Consider the following 17,208-nt stretch of genomic DNA (forward strand, 5'->3'; position numbering starts at 1 on the left):
TCACTGGAGTATTTTTACAACACCGCGATCTTTCGGCGCCGTTCTGTAGTCGTGGGGGAAAGCGATTGTGACGGCGCCGGTGAACCGGGACAATACGGCATATCGCCTACTACAGCGCAGGAGACAGGGCATGCCCCGGACCGCCTTCTTCATTTCCGATGGGACCGGCATTACCGCCGAAACCCTGGGTCGCAGCCTGCTGGCCCAGTTCGAGAACGTCGAAATCCACATGGTGACCAAGCCCTACATCGACTCGACGGAGAAGGCACAGAACCTGGCCACGGTGATCGAAGCCACTGCCGTGCGCGACGGCGAATCCCCGATCATCATCGACACCATCGTCGATCAGACGATCCGTGAGATCATCACCCAGGCGCCGGGCTTCAAGGTGGACATCTTCACCACCTTCCTCGCCCCCCTGGAAGAGGAGCTGCACACGCACTCTTCCTACTCCGTGGGCCGCACCCATGCCATCGGCAAGGACGAGGTCTACATGCACCGCATCGACTCGGTGCACTTCGCCCTGGACAACGACGACGGCGCCCGGGTGCACCAGTACGACAAGGCCGACATCATCCTGGTGGGCGTCTCGCGCTGCGGCAAGACGCCGACCTCGCTCTACCTGGCCCTGCAGTTCGGCATTCGCGCCGCCAACTACCCGCTCACCGAGGACGACCTCGACGAGGACGGCAACCTCAAGATGCCCAAGGCTCTGGCGACCTACCGTCACAAGCTGTTCGGCCTGACCATCGACCCACGCCGGCTGGCGGCCATTCGCACCGAACGACGCCCCAACAGCCGTTACTGCTCCATCGACCAGTGCCTGCTGGAAGTGCAACAGGCCGAGGCGCTCTATCGGCGTCATCACGTGCCGTTCATCGACACCACGCGCTTCTCGATCGAGGAAATCTCCACCCGCATGATCGCCGAGACGGGGCTGCAGCGGCGTTTCTCACCACGTTAAACGCGTTGGCAGGCGGGGCTATCCGGCGACCATCGATGCAAGAAGTCTAAAAAGGACGATTTTCCTGGCTTCATACCTCCAGGCGCCGACGCAGGGTGCGTCGCATCTGCCACCAGGAAATCAGCGCCATGACGAAATTGGCGCTCATCATGCCGAGGAAGATGCCTAGCGGACCGGCTAGCTGTCCGCCCAGCCAGGCCAGGGGCACGAACAGCACGAACAGGCGAACCACCGACAGCTCCAGCGCCCGCCGCGGGCGGTGCAGGGCATTGAATGACGAGTTGGCAAGGATCACCACCCCCTGGGCGCCCAGCCCCAGCGGCACCAGCCACAGGAACAGCCGCAGCACCTCCCCGACTTCCGGGGTTTCCGCGTAGCTGCCGGTCAGCCAGGGCGCCAGCACCTGCAGCGCCCCCCACACGCCCAGCTGCCAGATCAGCACGAAGGCGAAGCAGCCGAGGATCGCGCGCTTGACGCGCTCGGGTCGACCGGCACCGTGATTCTGGCTGACGAAGGGCGACAGGGTCATCGACAGGGACAGCACGGCGATCTGGGCGATGGCATCGATCCGCGTACCCACACCGAAGGCCGCCACCGCGGCGTGCCCATAATCGGCGACGATGCGCGTGACCAGGGCCATGGCGATGGGAGTGAACACGCTGGTGACGGCTGCCGGAAGCGCGATGCGCCCCAATTCCCGCCAGGAGTCGACGAGCGTCGACCAGGTCATGTCCCGCAACGCGATCATGGCCCGCAGGTAGATCAGCAGAGCCAGGGTCATCACGCTCCAGCTGATCACCGTCGCCAGGGCCGCCCCGCCGACACCCAGCGCCGGCAACGGACCCCAGCCGAAGATCAGCAGCGGATCGAGCAGGCCGTTGAGTATCGCTGCGGCGCCGATCATCAAGCCCGGCACCAGCGTGTTGCCCTGTGCCCGCAGCACGCTGCTCAATACGCGAGGCGCGATGACGAAGATCGCACCCAGATACCAGATGCCCATGTAGTCGTGTATGTACGGCATCAACGCCTGATCGGCACCGAGGGCGGTGAACAGCGAGGACACCGTCGCCTGCCCGACAAGGGTGACCGCCACGCCTAGAAGCAATGCCAGCAACAGGGCGTCCGTGGCGCGTCGGCGTACCGTATCCACCTCGCCACGCCCCAGCCGTCGCCCCACCACCGCCGAGGTGCCGATGGCCAGGCCGATCGCCAGGCTGATGACGGTGAAGGAGACCGGAAAGGTAAAGGAAATCGCTGCCAAGGGCTGGGTGCCAAGCCGCGCGATGAACCAGGCATCGACCAGATTGAACAGCATCATGGCGATGGAGCCTGCCGCCACCGGCAGGGACTTCTTCACCAGGGTGGCGGCAATGGGCCCGGTCAACAGGCTGTTGGACGGGGCCCGGGAGGAAGCCGGCGGGGCCGCATCCGGGGAGGGTGAACCAGCAGAGGGGCTGGAAGAACGCATGGGGCTCTCTATTCTACCTTCAGGCAAAGCCGCCATTGTGCCCCGGCGCGTTCGCCAGCCCAACCCGTGGCACTACTTTTCCTCGGGCGCCTCGATGGGCCCCGCGGCCTCGCGCCAGGCCTCGAACCCGCCTCCGACATGGCACACCGGGCCGAACCCCATGCGCTGCAGCTGCTGGGCCGCCAGCGCCGAACGCTGCCCCTTGGCACAGAACAGCACGTAACGATCGCCTCGGGCGAAGACCTCGCGATGGTAGGGTGACTCGGGGTCTACCCAGAACTCGAGCATGCCGCGGGGGGCGTGTACCGCGCCCGGCACGCGCCCCTCGCGTCCCAGCTCCCGGATATCGCGAATATCGACGAAGGTCACGCCAGGCTGCCGATGGAGTTCCAGGGCCTCTTTTACCGTGAGCGTCTCGATCTCGGCTTCCGCGTCGGCCACCAGGGCGGCGACCCCCTTGTGCAATGGTGCCATGCTTACTCCTCGCCGGCTCGGTAGAAACGCTGGATGCTGGAGAAGTCGAGGCGGCCGCTGCCCTGGGCGGCGTGCTGCACGAACAGGTTGCGTGCCTGGGACCCCATCGGCACCGCTGCCCTGGATTCCAGGGCCATCTCCCAGGCCAGCCCCAGGTCCTTGGTCATCAGGTCGACCAGGAACCCACCCTGGTAATCGTTGGAGGCCGGCGCATTCTCCATGACTCCCGGCCAGGGATTGTAGACATTGAGCGCCCAGTTGCCGCCGGAACTCTGCTTCATGATCTCGGACAGCACCGTCGGGTCGAGACCGTTCTTCACGCCCAAGGAAAGGGCCTCGGCGGTGCCGCTCATGAGAATGCCCAGCAGCATGTTGTTGCAGATCTTGGCGACCTGGCCGGCACCGCTCTCGCCGGCATGGAAGACATTCTTGCCCATCGCCTCGAGCACCGGCCTGGCCTGCGCGAAGCCGGCCTCGGAGCCGCCGACGATGAAGGTCAGGGTACCGGCCCTGGCGCCGCCCACCCCGCCGGAGACCGGGGCATCCAGATATTCGAGACCGCGTTCACGGGCAGCCTCGGCCACCAGCCGCGCGTCCTCCGGTGCAATGGTCGAGGCGTCGATGAGCAACGGCTTGCCATCGAGTGCATCGAGCAGACTCGGCTGGTCTTCCCTGCCGAGATAGAGCCCCCGCACGTGGACGCCGGCGGGCAGCATCGAGACGACGACCTCGGCGCCCTGGGCGGCCTCGGCGGCGGAAGGCGCACGCCGAGCGCCGGCGGCTTCCAGGGTCTGGATGGCGGACTCGACCAGGTCGAAGACCACGACCTGGTGACCGGCCTTGAGCAGATTGGTGGCCATGGGCCCGCCCATGTTGCCCAGGCCGATGAAGGCGATTTGCATAGACGTTGCTCCTCTGAAGCAGTTTGTTGTCGGGAATGCGCGAGCGTCAAAGATCCCTGAGCGGATGCGATTCGGGCGACCAGAGCGGACTCAGGAAGTCCTCGATATCGCGCTCCGGCACTCGGGCCACGTCGGCATGTGCCCACCGCGGGGTCTTGTCCTTGTCGACCAGCAAGGCGCGCACGCCCTCGGCAAGATCGCCATGGCGGCAGCACTGCACCGAGAGGTTGAGCTCGTCGCGAAAGGCATCCGCCAGGCTGGCGTGACGATGGCGCTTCAGCATGCGCCAGACCAGATGCGCGCTCATGGGGCATCCGACGGCCAGCCGCTGGCGATTGGCTGCCAGCCAGTCGTCGCTGACGTCATCGTCGAGAATGCGCGTGACGGCTTCATTGACCGTGGCGGCATCCAGCAAGGACTGAAGCCGATCGAGACGGGGCAGGACCTGCGCTTCGGGCGCCTCGCCGCGCGCTTCGAACTCCCGCAGCACGCTGCGCACGGCCGCCTCGGGGTCGCCGAGGTCGGCGCTCGCCAGGGCCGCGAGCACGTCCCGGCGCCGAGCGTGGGGAATCAGGCGATCGGCCAATCCGAGATCGAGGGCGTCCCGGGCGTTGAGTTGCGCGCCCGTCAGTCCCAGGTAGGCACCCACGCCGGGCGGCATGCGGTTCAGAAACCAGCTGGCGCCGATGTCCGGGTACAGGCCGATGGTGATCTCGGGCATGGCGATGCGGGTGGACTCGGTGGCGATGCGCTGACCGCCACCGGCCATCAGCCCCAACCCGCCTCCCATGACGATGCCGTTGCCCCACACGACCAGCGGCTTGGCACAGGTATGAATGCGATAGTCGAGGCGATATTCGGCGCTGAAGTAGGCTTCGGCGAACGCGGCGGCTTCATCGACGTGCTTCGCCTCGGTCATGGCGCGATACAGCGCCACCACGTCGCCGCCGGCGCACAATGCCTTGTCGCCGGCCCCTTCTAGCCATATCGCCTTGATGCGGTCATCCCTGGACCAGGCCTCGAGCTTGTCCGTCAGCTGGCGAATCATCTCCAGGGAGAGCGCGTTGAGGGACTTGGGGGCATTGAGGGTGGCGACAGCGATGCATGCGCCGTCGGGGGTCGACAACTCATCGAACAGGATGGGCGATTCAGACATGCGGGATGCTTCCCTCTCGGCGTGATGGGTTCATTGTTGCAATGCGTCGACGGCACCTTCCGCGAACAGGCGCCGGGCGATGATCAGGCGCATGATCTCGTTGGTGCCTTCCAGGATCTGATGGACCCGGGTATCGCGCACCAGGCGTTCCAGTGGATACTCGCGGATGTACCCATAGCCGCCATGCAATTGCAGGGCCTCGTTGCAGATGGTGAAGCCGAGATCCGTCGCCAGGCGCTTGGCCATGGCGCAATGGGCCGGGGCCTGAGGATCGTCGTGATCCAGCCGCCAGGCCGCGTGGCGTACCATCAGGCGTGCGCTGACCAGTTCGGTGGCCATGTCGGCGAACTTGAACTGCAGCGCCTGGAACGTCGCCAACGAGCTCCCGAACTGCTTGCGCTCATGCAGGTACTCCCGGGAGAGCGCCAGGGCGTGCTGGGCAGCCCCCAGCGAACAGCTGGCGATGTTCAGGCGGCCGCCATCGAGCCCCTTCATGGCGAGCCGGAACCCCTCGCCTTCCTCGGCCAGGCGGTAGGTAGCAGGCACCCTCACGCCATCGAAGCTGACCAGTCGGGTCGGCTGGCTCTTCCAGCCCATCTTCTCTTCGTTCTTGCCATATTCGATGCCGGCGCTGTCCGCCGGCACCGCAAAGGCCGTGACGCCCCCGGCACCGGAGTCCGGCTCGCCGGTACGGGCCATGACCACCAGCATGTCCGTCGCTCCGGCTCCGGAGATGAACATCTTGCTGCCGGTGATCAGGTAGTCGTCCCCCTCGCGCACCGCCTTGGTGCGAAGGTTGGCGGCATCCGAACCGGCACCGGGTTCGGTCAGGCAGTAGGAGGCCAGACGTTCGCCGCTGATCAGCGCGGGAAGCCAGGCTTCGTGCAACACCTCGCCTCCCCAGTTGGCAATCATCCAGCTGGCCATGTTGTGGATGGTCAGGTAAGCGGTGGTCGAGATGCAGCCCTGGGCCAACTGCTCGAAGATCAGGGAGGCGTCGAGTCGCGACAGACCCAGGCCGCCGTGAGCCTCATCGATGTAGATGGCCAGGAAACCCGCTTCCCCGGCACGCTTGATCACATCGACCGGGAAGTGGGAGGTCGCATCCCACTCGGCCGCATGGGGAGCAAGTTCGACCCGGGCAAAATCGGCGGCCGCCTGCTGCAGCGCGCGCTGGTCGTCGTTAAGGGCAAAATCCATGACAGCCTTCCTCAGCGCAGTCGAAATCTAGAAAAGGGTACGTTGTCACTCACAACCTAGCATCTGCCGGTGCATAAAAAAGCTACCGCTTAGTCTACTTTACGTAAACGTCAAGCTAGTCTAGCCTAGAGTCACCGGAAAAGACGATCACGACGTACGTCATCCATCACTCAAGGATAGCAGCATGTCCGATGCGCCCCAGCCAGCCACCCTCGAGCGCAGCACCTCATCGCGACGCAGCTACACGATCGGCGAACTCGCCAAGGTGTTCGAGGTCACGCCGCGCACCATCCGCTTCTACGAACAGGAGGGGCTGCTGACCCCGGAGCGCCGTGGCCGCAACCGGGTCTATCATGAGAAGGATCGGGTGCGATTGAAACTGACCCTGCGCGGCAAGCGCCTCGGCTTTTCCCTGGCGGAGATTCGCGAGGTGATACAACTCTACGACCGGGCCCCGGACGGCGACGAGCGCCAGTTGCAGCGTCTGCTCGACATCCTGGCCGAGAAGCGCCTGGCCATGCAGCAGCAGCTGGAAGACATCCGGGTGCTGCAGCAGGAGCTGGATGATGTCGAGACCCGCTGTCGCGAATCGCTCCAGGTACTCAAGGCGGCTCGCGGCAAACGCTGAGCCTCACTCCGACACGCCCGATATCCGTGTGATTCTGCCCGTCAACAACAAGCAGGAAGCATGATGACACAGCACGCCAACACCTCCACCGAAAGCGCCCTCTCCCGTCATGCCAGCTATGCCAGCGGCATCGGCGAACTTCCCCTGAAAGGTCAGACCATCGGGGACTGCTTCGACGACACCGTGGCGCGCCACGGAGATCGAGAAGCCCTCATCAGTCGCCATCAGGGGCTGCGCTACACCTGGCGCGAACTGCAGACAGAGGTCGAACGCGCCGCCCGCGCCCTGCTCGCCATCGGCGTGACCAAGGGAGAGCGCGTCGGCATCTGGGCACCCAACTGCGCCGAGTGGACGATCACCCAATTTGCCACGGCGAAGATCGGCGCGGTCCTGGTCAACATCAACCCCAGCTACCGCACCCACGAGCTCGAGTACGCACTCGGGCAATCGGGCACCTCGACGCTGATTTTGCAGGGGGAGTTCAAGGCCTCGAACTATGTCGAGATGGTCACCGAACTGGTACCGGGACTGGCCAGCGACGGTTCGGGCAACCACGACGACTCGCGCCTGCCCAGCCTGCAGCGCGTGGTCTGTCTCGATGCCGGCCTCGCCAAGCCGGGCATGATGAGCTGGCAGGCACTGCTGGAACGCGCGGACGAAGTCGCGCCCGAAGCGCTGTCAGAGCTGCAGTCCACCCTGCAGTTCGACGAACCGATCAATATCCAGTACACCTCCGGCACCACCGGCGCGCCCAAGGGGGCGACGCTGTCCCACCACAACATCCTCAACAACGGCTTCTTCGTCGCCGAGCGCATCCGGCTGACCCACGAGGATCGCATGGTGATCCCGGTGCCGCTCTACCACTGCTTCGGCATGGTCATGGGCAACCTGGGATGCATGACCCATGGCGCCGCCATGATCTACCCCGGCGAAGGATTCGATCCCCTGGCGACACTGCAGGCGGTCAGCGAAGAGCGTGGCACCGCCCTGTATGGGGTGCCGACCATGTTCATCGCCGAACTCGAGCATCCCGAATTCGCCAGCTTCGACCTGAGTTCGCTGCGTACCGGCATCATGGCCGGTTCGATCTGCCCCATCGAGGTGATGCGTCAGGTCATCGACAAGATGCACATGAAGGAAGTCAGCATCTGCTACGGCATGACCGAGACCAGCCCGGTCAGCCTGCAGACCCAGACCGACGCGCCGCTGGACAAGCGGGTGACCACGGTGGGCACCATCCATCCGCACATCGAGGTCAAGCTGGTCGACCCTTCCACCGGGGCGGTGGTTCCGCGAGGCGAGAAAGGCGAGCTGTGCACCCGCGGCTACAGCGTGATGCTCGGCTACTGGGACAATCGCGAGGCCACCGACAAGGCCATCGATCCGGCCGGATGGATGCACACCGGCGATCTCGCGATCATGGACGACGAGGGCTATACCACCATCGTCGGGCGCATCAAGGACATGATCATCCGCGGGGGCGAGAACGTCTATCCTCGCGAGATCGAGGATTTCCTCTATACCCATCCGGCGATTTCCGACGTGCAGGTGATCGGCGTGCCCGACGAGAAGTACGGCGAGGAGATCATGGCCTGGGTCAAGCTGGTCGACGGCGAGACCCTCGACGAGGAGGGCCTGCGCGACTTCTGCAAGGGCCAGATCGCCCACTACAAGGTGCCGCGCTACGTCAAGTTCGTCGACGCCTTCCCCATGACCGTGACGGGCAAGATCCAGAAGTTCAAGATGCGCGAAGAGGCCACGCACGAACTGGGCTTGAAGTAGCAGCCCGCCGCCACTCTGAAGCCGCACCGCCCGACGCCTTGCGCTCGGGCGGCGTCGTTCACGTCGCCAGCAGCGTCGATTCCCCTACATGCCTTTTGGGGCGAAGATTCCCGGCGCGTTGCGCCAGTACCCCTTGTAGTCCATGCCGAAGCCGAATACGTAACGGTCCTCGACCTCCAGGCTGCAATAGTCTGCGGTGAGCCCCGGCACCGCCTTGCGCTCATGGCGTTTGTCGACCAGTACGGCGGTGGAAATGCTTGCCGCCTGGGCCTCGCGGCAATAGTTGAGAATGGCCGCCAGGGTCGTGCCTTCGTCGAGAATGTCATCGACGATCACCACATGGCGCCCGGCCATGGGAATCTCCGGCGAGACCCGCCAGAACAGCTCGCCACCCCGGGTGCCGCCACGATAGCGGGTCGCGTGCAGGTAATCGACCTCGAGCGGGAAACCCAGCCGGGTAAGCAGATGCCCGGTCGTGATCAGGCCTCCGTTCATGACGCAGTAGAAGACCGGCAGCTTGTCTCCGAGGTTGCGGGTGATCTCCTCCGCCATGCGATCGAGGGCGCGTTCGACCTGCTCCTGGGTGATCAGGCAGTCGGCGTTCTCCATGAGATCGCGCATGGTGGTCAAGGATTCGTGATAGTCGGTGTCGAGTTTAGGCATCGGCATCCTGATTGCTTGCGTTTGCAGAAGCGTCGTCCGCCTCTCCCCGGGTGGGCGAGGCGGCGCGCTGAGATGAAGCGCCGGTGTCGCGCTTGTCGGATTTCGTCCGCGGCGAGTCTTCGTCGCTGGTCTCGCGCTCTGGGGGCTCGTCGCGATCGAGGGTCAACGAGTCGGCCATGTGCAGCTCCCGGGCGGGCATGGCGATGTCGGCTCCCGCCTCGTCGACGATCGTGGCGATGCGCAGCAGTATGTCCTGCTTGATATCCAGATGCTCCGCCCAGTCCGTGGTTCGGGTGTAGGCATAGATCACGATATCGAGGGAATAGGCTCCGAAGGCCTCGAAATTGACCAGCATGAAGTTGTCCTGGTCGATCGACTCGTGCTCCTTGAGCATGTCGCGAATACGCGTGACGATGCCTTCGACCTGGGCGATGTCCCGATAGCGGAGGCCAACGGTCTCGTAGATACGGCGATTGAGCATGCGCGACGGGTTGACGACCGCTATCGAGCTGAACAGCATGTTGGGGATATAGAGCGGGCGCAGGTCGAAGGTGCGGATCCTCGTCAGACGCCAGCCGATGTCCTCCACGGTGCCTTCGAGTTCACGGTCCGGCGAACTGATCCAGTCGCCGACCTTGAACGGATTGTCCAGATGAATGGCCAGGCCGCCGAAGAAGTTGGCCAGTATATCGCGCAGGGCGAAACCGACGACCAGCCCCCCCAGGCCACCGAAGGCAAGCAGGCCGGACAGCGACATGCCCAGCGCCTCGAGTATCGCCAATGCCACCACCGCCAGGATGACGGCCCCCAGCAACTTGCTGATCGCCGAGGCGGTGGAGGCATCCACCGGCTTGGCCCTGTGGCGCGCGTGGGGAGCCATCAACCGCCGCTTGATCTGTCGCACCAGACGGATACCGGTCCAGCCCAGCATCAATAGCACGAACACCCACAATGCCTTGGGCGCGTGTTGAACCACCCATTCCAGCTGCAACCGCGCAGCGGCGAGACTCGCCAGGGCGATGATGGCGCCCCCCCAGATGCCCACCCACAGCGGACGACGCAACGCCTCCAGGATCACGTCGTCCCAGCGGCTGTGACTCTTCTCCAGCAGGGAAATCAGCCGCCACAGCACCAGACGCAGAAACAGGTCGGCGATCAGCGCGAGCACCACGATGACCGTCGGCGCCAGCAGCCAGGATGGCAGGCCAAAGGCGGTCTGGAACCACTGCTCGATCGGATCGAGAACTTGCAGCACGCTCAACTCCCTTCAGCGCTTTCCACGGGTGTGTCGGCCAACGCCTCGAGGCGGGCGTGCACCCGGCGCCAGCGGCTCAATGCCGGCAGGGTATCGAGGCCGGGGCGCGAGCGCCCGTAACGCAACCGGGCCTGACGCCGGGACTCACGCCCGGTACACGCATCGGCCACCGCCAGGGCGGCATCGCGGTCGTTGCACACCAGCACCATGTCGCATCCCGCATTCAACGCCGCCAGCGCGCGGGCATCGGGACCGCCCGCCACGTGAGCGCCGGCCATGGAAAGATCGTCGGAGAAGATCGCCCCCTTGAACCCCAATTCCTCGCGCAACAGACCCAGCCAACACGGCGAGAACCCGGCGGGACGCTCGTCGAAGCTGCGGTAGACGACGTGCGCCGGCATCACGCCGTCCAGACGACTCGCCAGGGATGCAAAGGGCACCAGATCGTGCTCGCGCAACGCCCGCAGGGGGCGATCGTCGACGGGCAGTTCGAGATGCGAATCCGCGGCAACACTGCCATGCCCGGGGAAATGCTTGCCGATGGCAGCCATCCCCGCTTCGTGCAGACCATCGATGAAGGCGCCCCCCATGGCCGCAACGGCCTGGGGATCGCTGGAAAAGCTGCGATCGCCGATCACGCTGGAGCGTCCGGTATCGACATCGAGTACCGGCGCGAAGGAGACATCCAATCCACAGGCGGCCATCTCCATGCCGAGTAGCCAGCCGGCATCCTGGCACAGTTGCAGGCACCCCTGGGGATCATCCGGATAACAACGCCCCAGCCGGGCCATGGACGGCATGCGGGTCACGCCCTGGCGCAAGCGCTGCACGCGTCCTCCCTCCTGGTCTATGCCGAGCAGTATTTCCGGACGGATGCGGCGAATCGAGGCACAGAGCTCGATGACCTGCTCGGCATCGACGATGTTGCGCGCGAAGAGTATGACGCCACCGACTTCAGGCCGTGCCAGCAATGTCTCTTCCGCACGGGACAGCGAGATTCCTTCGAGATCCAGCATCACCGGGCCGAGAGGTTGGGTCATGATCGGTTCCTCTTGCGTGAAGGGGGCTGATTCTAGAGCAAAGGCCGGCATGGCGACAGACAGGCGCCCTCAACCCCGTGTCCAATCCATCGTGCGTATTGTCCGATCAAGGATCATCGACTCGAGGCGCCGGCTGCCTCAGGGAGCGGCGCATTCATGCCGGCCACGACCACGGGCCTCAGGCGATGGATCAGGTCGCGAACGGTGACCTGCTCGCCATAGTCCTTCTCGGCAATGTCGCGCAGGGCATCGAGTCCCGAAAGGGTAAAGATCACCGTACCCAGCATGAAATGCAACCGCCAGAAGCGTTCCGCATCGGGCAGCTCCGGCGTGGCACGGCGCACCAGCTCGCTGAAGCGCATGAAGACGCTACCGTAGTGCTGCTGAATGTAGCGGCGCAGATGCCCTTGAGCCTGGGTATAGGCCAGCCCCAGCAGGCGAATGAACACCCGGAGACTATTGCGCTCGGCCGGCACCTCCAGAACCGTGCGCGCCATGCTTTCGAGCAGCACCTCGAGCGGAATGGGCCGATCGCCGTAGTGCGCTTCGAGATCGTCCAGCGCGGTATGGAAGCGCTCGGTGAAGGGATCGAGATAACGGGCGAAGACCGCCTGGATCAACGCTTTCTTGGAACCGAAGTGGTAGTTTACCGCCGCCAGATTGACCTTCGCCTTGCTGGTGATATTGCGTAATGAGGTCTCGGCGAAACCGCGCTCGGCAAACAGCACCTCGGCAGTATTCAGGATGCGTGTCACGGTGTCGGTCTGGGCCATGGGGTCATCTCTTTATTTTAGTAAACGTCTGTTTAAAACATCTTCGATTCTACGCAGCTTACCCAAGGCCAACAATCGACGCCATCTCGACGGCCAACGATGGATTTTCAACCCCCGGATTACTGGATACAATACCATGCTGTATACTTGAACAAATCCCAGCGGCAACCGCGGAGCCACCATGACCCGTCCTCTCACCCCGCGCCAGCAGAATGTCTACGATTTCATCGTCAAGACCATGCATGAATTGGGTTATCCCCCCACCCGAGCGGAAATCGCCCGCGCCCTGGGCTTTCGTTCACCGAACGCCGCGGAAGAGCACCTGAGGGCGCTGAGCAAGAAAGGCGTGATCCACATGATCCCGGGGACGTCGCGAGGCATTCGTCTTGCTCACCAGGAGCAGGAGGAAAACCCGATAGCCCCCGGCAACGGCGGTTTGCCCGTGATCGGCGAGGTGGCCGCCGGGAGCCCGGTGCTCGCTGCCGCGCACATCGATCGCTACTGCCCTCTTCCTCCCGACTATTTCACGCCGCGTGCCGACTACCTGCTGCGCGTGCGCGGGCTATCCATGCGTGACGTGGGGATCCTCGAGGGTGATCTGCTGGCGGTACATCGCACCAATCGCGTGCGCGATGGCCAGATCGTCGTGGCTCGCATGGAGGACGATGTCACCGTCAAGCGTATCCGGCGTGACGGCCACCGGGTCTGGCTGCTGCCGGAAAACGCCGACTTCTCGCCGATCGAACTCGACCTGCGCCATCAGCATCTCGAGATCGAGGGAATCGGCGTCGGCGTGATACGCGGCGGCAACGGCCAGGCCCTCGGCTAGGCAATTCCTCGATAGGCAAAAGAGGTGCGCGTGCGCAAGATCCTGCATGCCGACTGCGACTGCTTCTATGCCGCCGTCGAGATGCGCGACGATCCGAGCCTGCGGGACATCCCCCTGGCGATCGGCGGCAGTGTCGAGCGGCGGGGGGTCATCGCTACCTGCAACTACCCGGCCCGGGCCTTCGGTATCCGCTCGGCCATGCCCACCTCTCACGCCTTGCGTCTGTGCCCGGAACTGAAACTGATGCCGGCGGACTTCCCGCGCTATCGTGCCGTCTCGGAACGCATCCAGGCGATCTTCCATGAACTGACCCCCCTGGTCGAACCCCTTTCCCTGGACGAGGCCTTTCTCGATGTCAGCGAGGTCACGCGGTTCAAGGGCAGTGCCACCTGGATGGCCCGCTGGCTCAAGGACGAAGCCCTCAAGCGCACCGGCATCACCCTCTCCGTGGGGGTAGCGCCGAGCAAGTTCCTGGCCAAGATTGCCAGCGACTGGGACAAGCCCGACGGGCTTCACGTCATCCCCCCGGAAGAGGTCGAGACATTCGTTGCCGCCCTGCCGGTCGACAAGCTGCATGGTGTGGGACCGGCGACGGCGACCAAGTTGCATGCCATGGGCATCGCCACCTGCAGCGACTTGCGGGGCTGGCCGCTCGAGACCCTGCTGGAGCGTTTCGGCAAGTTCGGCACACGTCTCTACGCCCTGGCCCGGGGCCAGGACGATCGCCCGGTGCGCGTCGAGCGCGAGCGCAAGTCCGTGAGTGCCGAGAACACCTTTCACCGCGACCTTCCCGGCCTCGCCGAATGCCGTGCCGAACTCCCCACCCTGATAGAGCGCCTCGGCCAGCGCCTCGAGCGTCACGGCAACCCGCCGATCAGGGGGCTGTTCGTCAAGGTGCGCTTCAACGACTTTACCCTGACCACCCTCGAAGGCCTGGGCCGCCAGGTTTCCCCGGAACACTTTCTGACCCTGCTGGACGAAGCCTGGGCTCGCGGCAGCCGTCCCGTGCGACTGCTGGGCGTCGGCGTGCGCCTGGTGCCTCCCGACAGTGCACGGCAGCTGACCCTTTTCGAATAGCCCCTACTTGGTGTCGATATAACGATGGCTATCGAAGGTCAGCACCCAGTGCGGGTGATAGACCAGCAGCAGGCTCAGCATCGTCCCGGTGACGAAGGCTTCCGAGGGCAACAGCAGCGGCAGGAATAGCGCATACTCGCCAACCAGGCGCAGGACTTCCGGATCGTTACTGCCAAGCCATACCATGCCGATGGCGCAGACCCCGCTGATCAGCGTCGCCAGGGCCGAGCCGAAGAAGCCGCAGACGAAGAGGAAGATGAAGAGATTGTCCGGCATGCGACGATCCACGAGACGCCAGATGAACACGCTGACCAGGACGGGTATGACACCGGTGACCAGGACGTTCATGCCCAGCAATGGCCAGGCCGTCTTGCCGATGAGCACCATGGCGAGATTGATCAGGCCATTGGCCAGCAGTGCCAGCGGTGCAGTGAACACCAGGGTGAGAAACACCGTGAAGACGAAATGCAGGGTCAGCCAGTCGACCGCCTGGGCCCGCAGTTGCCACATCAACATCACGAAGACCGTCGCCCCCAGCAACCGGTGCTGAAGGGATCGATCCCCCACGAGGCGCTGCCAGGGAAACACCCACAAGGCCCGCCCCACCACGCCAAGGCTTATGACCGCGGCCAGGATCAGCATCCAGGGAGCGAAGACGACGGCAGCAAACGACATGACCAACTCACACGGCTTGGGGAAGACGTCACACAGGACCGGGCCGGACTCGTGCATCGAACGTGGCGAACCAAATGGCCCGGATGACATTCATTGTGGCTCTGCCCCGGCATCACGTATAGTGAAAACCTCTTTATCAGCCAAAGTCGATAATGCCTCAGCCTCGCGTACAGCTTCGTTCTCGCCGCCGCCCGCCCTTGCATTTCCTGGCGCTGGGGGGATGTGGCGAGATAGGCATGAATCTCAGCCTGTACGGCTTCGCGGGCGACTGGATTGCGGTCGACTGCGGCATGATGATTCGTCAGGACCTGCCGGACTCTCCCTTGCAGGTACCCAATGTCGATGGACTGCCGGCGCTGGGGATCACCCCGATGGCCCTGATCATCACCCACGGCCACGAGGATCACATCGGCGCCGCCGCCTGGCTTTGGCCCCATTGGGGCTGCGACATCTATGCCACCCCCCTGGCGGCGGGACTGCTGCGCGCCAAGTTCATCGAGCGCGGGCTGGCCACCGATGCCATTCGCATCGTCGAACCCGGCGAGGCCCTGGAATGCGGTCCGTTCAGCCTGCGTTACCTGCCGCTGACCCACTCGATCCCCGAGAGCTGTGCGCTGCTGCTGGTCACCCCCCACCACCGTGTCGTGCATACCGGTGACTGGAAACTCGACCCCGACCCCGTGATCGGCCCTCCGGTCGATGAGACGCTCTACCGTTCCCTGGCGCCGATCGATCTGTTGGTGGGCGACTCCACCAACGCCCCGCTACCCGGCAGATCGCGCAGCGAAGGCGATGTCGCGCGTGCCCTGGAGAGCACCCTGGAGACATGCACGGGGCGTGTCATCGTCTCCTGCTTTGCCAGCAATCTGGCCCGGGTCCTCGCCGCGGGGCTCGCTGCTTCCCGCTGCGGCCGCCGGGTGAGCCTGATGGGGCGCTCCCTGGAGCGCATGGTGAGAATCGCCCGCGGCCTGGGCTACCTGGAAGAGTTTCCGCCCCTGGTCCCCGTCCGCGATCTCGGCTACTTGCCCCCGGAGGAGGTCCTGGTCATCGCCACCGGCAGCCAGGGCGAACCGCGTGCGGCCCTGTCCCGCCTGGCCCAGGGGCGTCATCCCGATGTCGAGTTGCAGGCCGGCGATACGGTCATCTTCTCTGCCAAGGCGATCCCCGGCAACGAACGTCTCATCGAGCGGCTCCACGACGGCCTGCGCCGCCTGAACGTCACAATTCTCGAGGAGAGCCGATATCCCGAGCTGCATGCTTCGGGCCATCCGGCTCAGGACGAATTGAGCACCTTCTACGAATGGCTCAAGCCCCGCCACCTGCTGCCCGTGCACGGCGAACGACGACACCAGAGCGCGCATTGTGAACTGGCCGAGGCGCAAGGCATCCAGGCACCGCTGATTCCAACCGATGGCGACTTGATATGCTTCGATGCACAAGGGTTGACGCTGGAAGAGCGTTATCCGCAGACGCCACGCATCGTCATGCAGGATCAGCTGCAGGACCTGGCTGGACTTCAGGCCCCCAAGGGCGACCGCCGGGTGCGCTCGGGCGAGCTGTTCATCCTGGTCGCGGTGACGCCCGAGGCAGACGGCTGGCTGCGTATCGGTCGTCTGCTCATCGACGCCTCGGTGCCGACACCGCTGGATGAAACCGGTTTCGCGGAGTGGATCGACGACACGCTCCAGCAATTGAATGCACACACCCTCGTGCAGCTCCGCGAGCAACTGCAGCCCTTGTTGATGGGGTGGCTGGCCGATCACTTGCGTCACCTGCCCAGGGTTCACCTGCAATTGACGCCTGCCGAAGTGAGTTTTGCGACCGAGGCCGAATGACTCGCAGCCTGTAGGTTACTAGAAAGTAACGTATGGATATAAAAAAGAAGCGGCTCGACGAACCGCTTCTTTTTTTGCAATCATCCCGGCACGGAAGAGTTCGGGTTGCTTCCGAGTCGCGCTTGTAGCCGCAATGACGAACAATCCTATGCCTTGGCATCCTTCTTGGGCGGGCGGCCACGACGACGCTTGGGCTGCTCGCCGACCAGATCATCCACGGAGAGCCCAGCGTCGTTGATGGCTTCACGAATCTCCGCGAGCTTGCGGGCCTTCTGCTCTTCTTCTTCCCGGCGAAGATAATCTTCCTGCTGCTTCTGTTCGATCACTTCGCTGATGACTTCTGCCAATTTGTGCAACTGCTCCATGCTCAACTGGCGTGCGGCGGCCCGAGCGACATTCTTATTGCGCGCAATTCTCTCCAGGGATTCGGTAGACATTGAACTCCTCCGTACTAAAGGTTATTTACCGCATTCCGGTTTATTATCAT

17 protein-coding genes are annotated in these 17,208 nt (G+C 64.2%); 6 read left to right on the forward strand and 11 right to left on the reverse strand.

Going from position 1 to position 17,208, the window contains the following annotated elements:
* Positions 1-130 precede the first annotated feature (130 nt).
* Complete coding sequence (gene ppsR, locus BUA41_RS09235) at positions 131-964, forward strand: posphoenolpyruvate synthetase regulatory kinase/phosphorylase PpsR (protein WP_072822030.1); 834 nt, start codon at positions 131-133, stop codon at positions 962-964.
* A 70-nt stretch (positions 965-1,034) separates the two neighbouring features.
* Here the strand turns inward: ppsR and BUA41_RS09240 are convergent, their stop codons facing one another.
* The 5 genes from BUA41_RS09240 to BUA41_RS09260 form a co-directional block, all read right to left on the reverse strand.
* Positions 1,035-2,432 carry an MATE family efflux transporter gene (locus tag BUA41_RS09240; RefSeq protein WP_084671365.1) on the reverse strand — a complete coding sequence of 466 codons (1,398 nt, stop codon included), beginning with the start codon at positions 2,430-2,432 and terminating at the stop codon, positions 1,035-1,037.
* Positions 2,433-2,504: 72 nt separating this feature from the next.
* A complete protein-coding gene (locus BUA41_RS09245; protein WP_072822032.1) occupies positions 2,505-2,906 on the reverse strand; it encodes a rhodanese-like domain-containing protein in 402 nt (133 codons plus the stop codon).
* A 2-nt stretch (positions 2,907-2,908) separates the two neighbouring features.
* Complete coding sequence (gene mmsB, locus BUA41_RS09250) at positions 2,909-3,808, reverse strand: 3-hydroxyisobutyrate dehydrogenase (protein WP_072822033.1); 900 nt, start codon at positions 3,806-3,808, stop codon at positions 2,909-2,911.
* A gap of 46 nt (positions 3,809-3,854) precedes the next feature.
* Positions 3,855-4,964 (reverse strand): enoyl-CoA hydratase/isomerase family protein, encoded by a 1,110-nt coding sequence (locus BUA41_RS09255; protein ID WP_072822035.1) that lies wholly within the window; start codon positions 4,962-4,964, stop codon positions 3,855-3,857.
* Between the two features lie 30 nt (positions 4,965-4,994).
* Positions 4,995-6,164 (reverse strand): acyl-CoA dehydrogenase family protein, encoded by a 1,170-nt coding sequence (locus BUA41_RS09260; RefSeq protein WP_072822037.1) that lies wholly within the window; start codon positions 6,162-6,164, stop codon positions 4,995-4,997.
* Positions 6,165-6,348: 184 nt separating this feature from the next.
* On the opposite strand from BUA41_RS09260, the gene BUA41_RS09265 reads away from it, so the two are divergent.
* Together BUA41_RS09265 and BUA41_RS09270 are read left to right on the forward strand one after the other, a co-directional pair.
* Complete coding sequence (locus BUA41_RS09265) at positions 6,349-6,792, forward strand: MerR family transcriptional regulator (protein ID WP_072822039.1); 444 nt, start codon at positions 6,349-6,351, stop codon at positions 6,790-6,792.
* 63 nt (positions 6,793-6,855) lie between these two features.
* Positions 6,856-8,574 (forward strand): AMP-binding protein, encoded by a 1,719-nt coding sequence (locus BUA41_RS09270; protein WP_072822041.1) that lies wholly within the window; start codon positions 6,856-6,858, stop codon positions 8,572-8,574.
* Positions 8,575-8,658: 84 nt separating this feature from the next.
* Here the strand turns inward: BUA41_RS09270 and BUA41_RS09275 are convergent, their stop codons facing one another.
* The 4 genes from BUA41_RS09275 to BUA41_RS09290 all read right to left on the reverse strand — a co-directional run bounded on the left by BUA41_RS09275 (position 8,659) and on the right by BUA41_RS09290 (position 12,305).
* Positions 8,659-9,237 carry a hypoxanthine-guanine phosphoribosyltransferase gene (locus BUA41_RS09275; protein WP_072822043.1) on the reverse strand — a complete coding sequence of 193 codons (579 nt, stop codon included), beginning with the start codon at positions 9,235-9,237 and terminating at the stop codon, positions 8,659-8,661.
* A complete protein-coding gene (locus BUA41_RS09280; RefSeq protein WP_072822045.1) occupies positions 9,230-10,492 on the reverse strand; it encodes a mechanosensitive ion channel family protein in 1,263 nt (420 codons plus the stop codon). The genes BUA41_RS09275 and BUA41_RS09280 overlap by 8 nt, the downstream gene beginning before the upstream one ends.
* A gap of 2 nt (positions 10,493-10,494) precedes the next feature.
* The gene (nagZ, locus tag BUA41_RS09285; RefSeq protein WP_072822047.1) at positions 10,495-11,532 is read right to left on the reverse strand and encodes a beta-N-acetylhexosaminidase; all 1,038 of its coding nucleotides are present in this window, start codon (positions 11,530-11,532) and stop codon (positions 10,495-10,497) included.
* A gap of 113 nt (positions 11,533-11,645) precedes the next feature.
* A complete protein-coding gene (locus BUA41_RS09290) occupies positions 11,646-12,305 on the reverse strand; it encodes a TetR/AcrR family transcriptional regulator (RefSeq protein ID WP_072822050.1) in 660 nt (219 codons plus the stop codon).
* Positions 12,306-12,486: 181 nt separating this feature from the next.
* On the opposite strand from BUA41_RS09290, the gene lexA reads away from it, so the two are divergent.
* Both lexA and dinB read left to right on the forward strand, forming a co-directional pair.
* A complete protein-coding gene (gene lexA, locus BUA41_RS09295) occupies positions 12,487-13,134 on the forward strand; it encodes a transcriptional repressor LexA (protein WP_072822054.1) in 648 nt (215 codons plus the stop codon).
* Positions 13,135-13,164: 30 nt separating this feature from the next.
* A complete protein-coding gene (gene dinB / locus BUA41_RS09300) occupies positions 13,165-14,211 on the forward strand; it encodes a DNA polymerase IV (protein ID WP_072822057.1) in 1,047 nt (348 codons plus the stop codon).
* Positions 14,212-14,214: 3 nt separating this feature from the next.
* On the opposite strand, the gene BUA41_RS09305 is transcribed toward dinB, so the two are convergent.
* Positions 14,215-14,886 (reverse strand): energy-coupling factor ABC transporter permease, encoded by a 672-nt coding sequence (locus BUA41_RS09305; RefSeq protein WP_072822312.1) that lies wholly within the window; start codon positions 14,884-14,886, stop codon positions 14,215-14,217.
* A gap of 236 nt (positions 14,887-15,122) precedes the next feature.
* Here BUA41_RS09305 and BUA41_RS09310 point away from each other — a divergent pair, with 236 nt between their 5' ends.
* The gene (locus tag BUA41_RS09310; protein WP_072822059.1) at positions 15,123-16,721 is read left to right on the forward strand and encodes a ribonuclease J; all 1,599 of its coding nucleotides are present in this window, start codon (positions 15,123-15,125) and stop codon (positions 16,719-16,721) included.
* A 146-nt stretch (positions 16,722-16,867) separates the two neighbouring features.
* On the opposite strand, the gene BUA41_RS09315 is transcribed toward BUA41_RS09310, so the two are convergent.
* Entirely contained in the window at positions 16,868-17,158 is a 291-nt protein-coding gene (locus tag BUA41_RS09315) for an H-NS family histone-like protein (RefSeq protein WP_072822061.1), read from the reverse strand.
* Positions 17,159-17,208: the final 50 nt, after the last annotated feature.

The organism is Modicisalibacter ilicicola DSM 19980 (genome assembly GCF_900128925.1).
Classification (GTDB): domain Bacteria; phylum Pseudomonadota; class Gammaproteobacteria; order Pseudomonadales; family Halomonadaceae; genus Modicisalibacter; species Modicisalibacter ilicicola.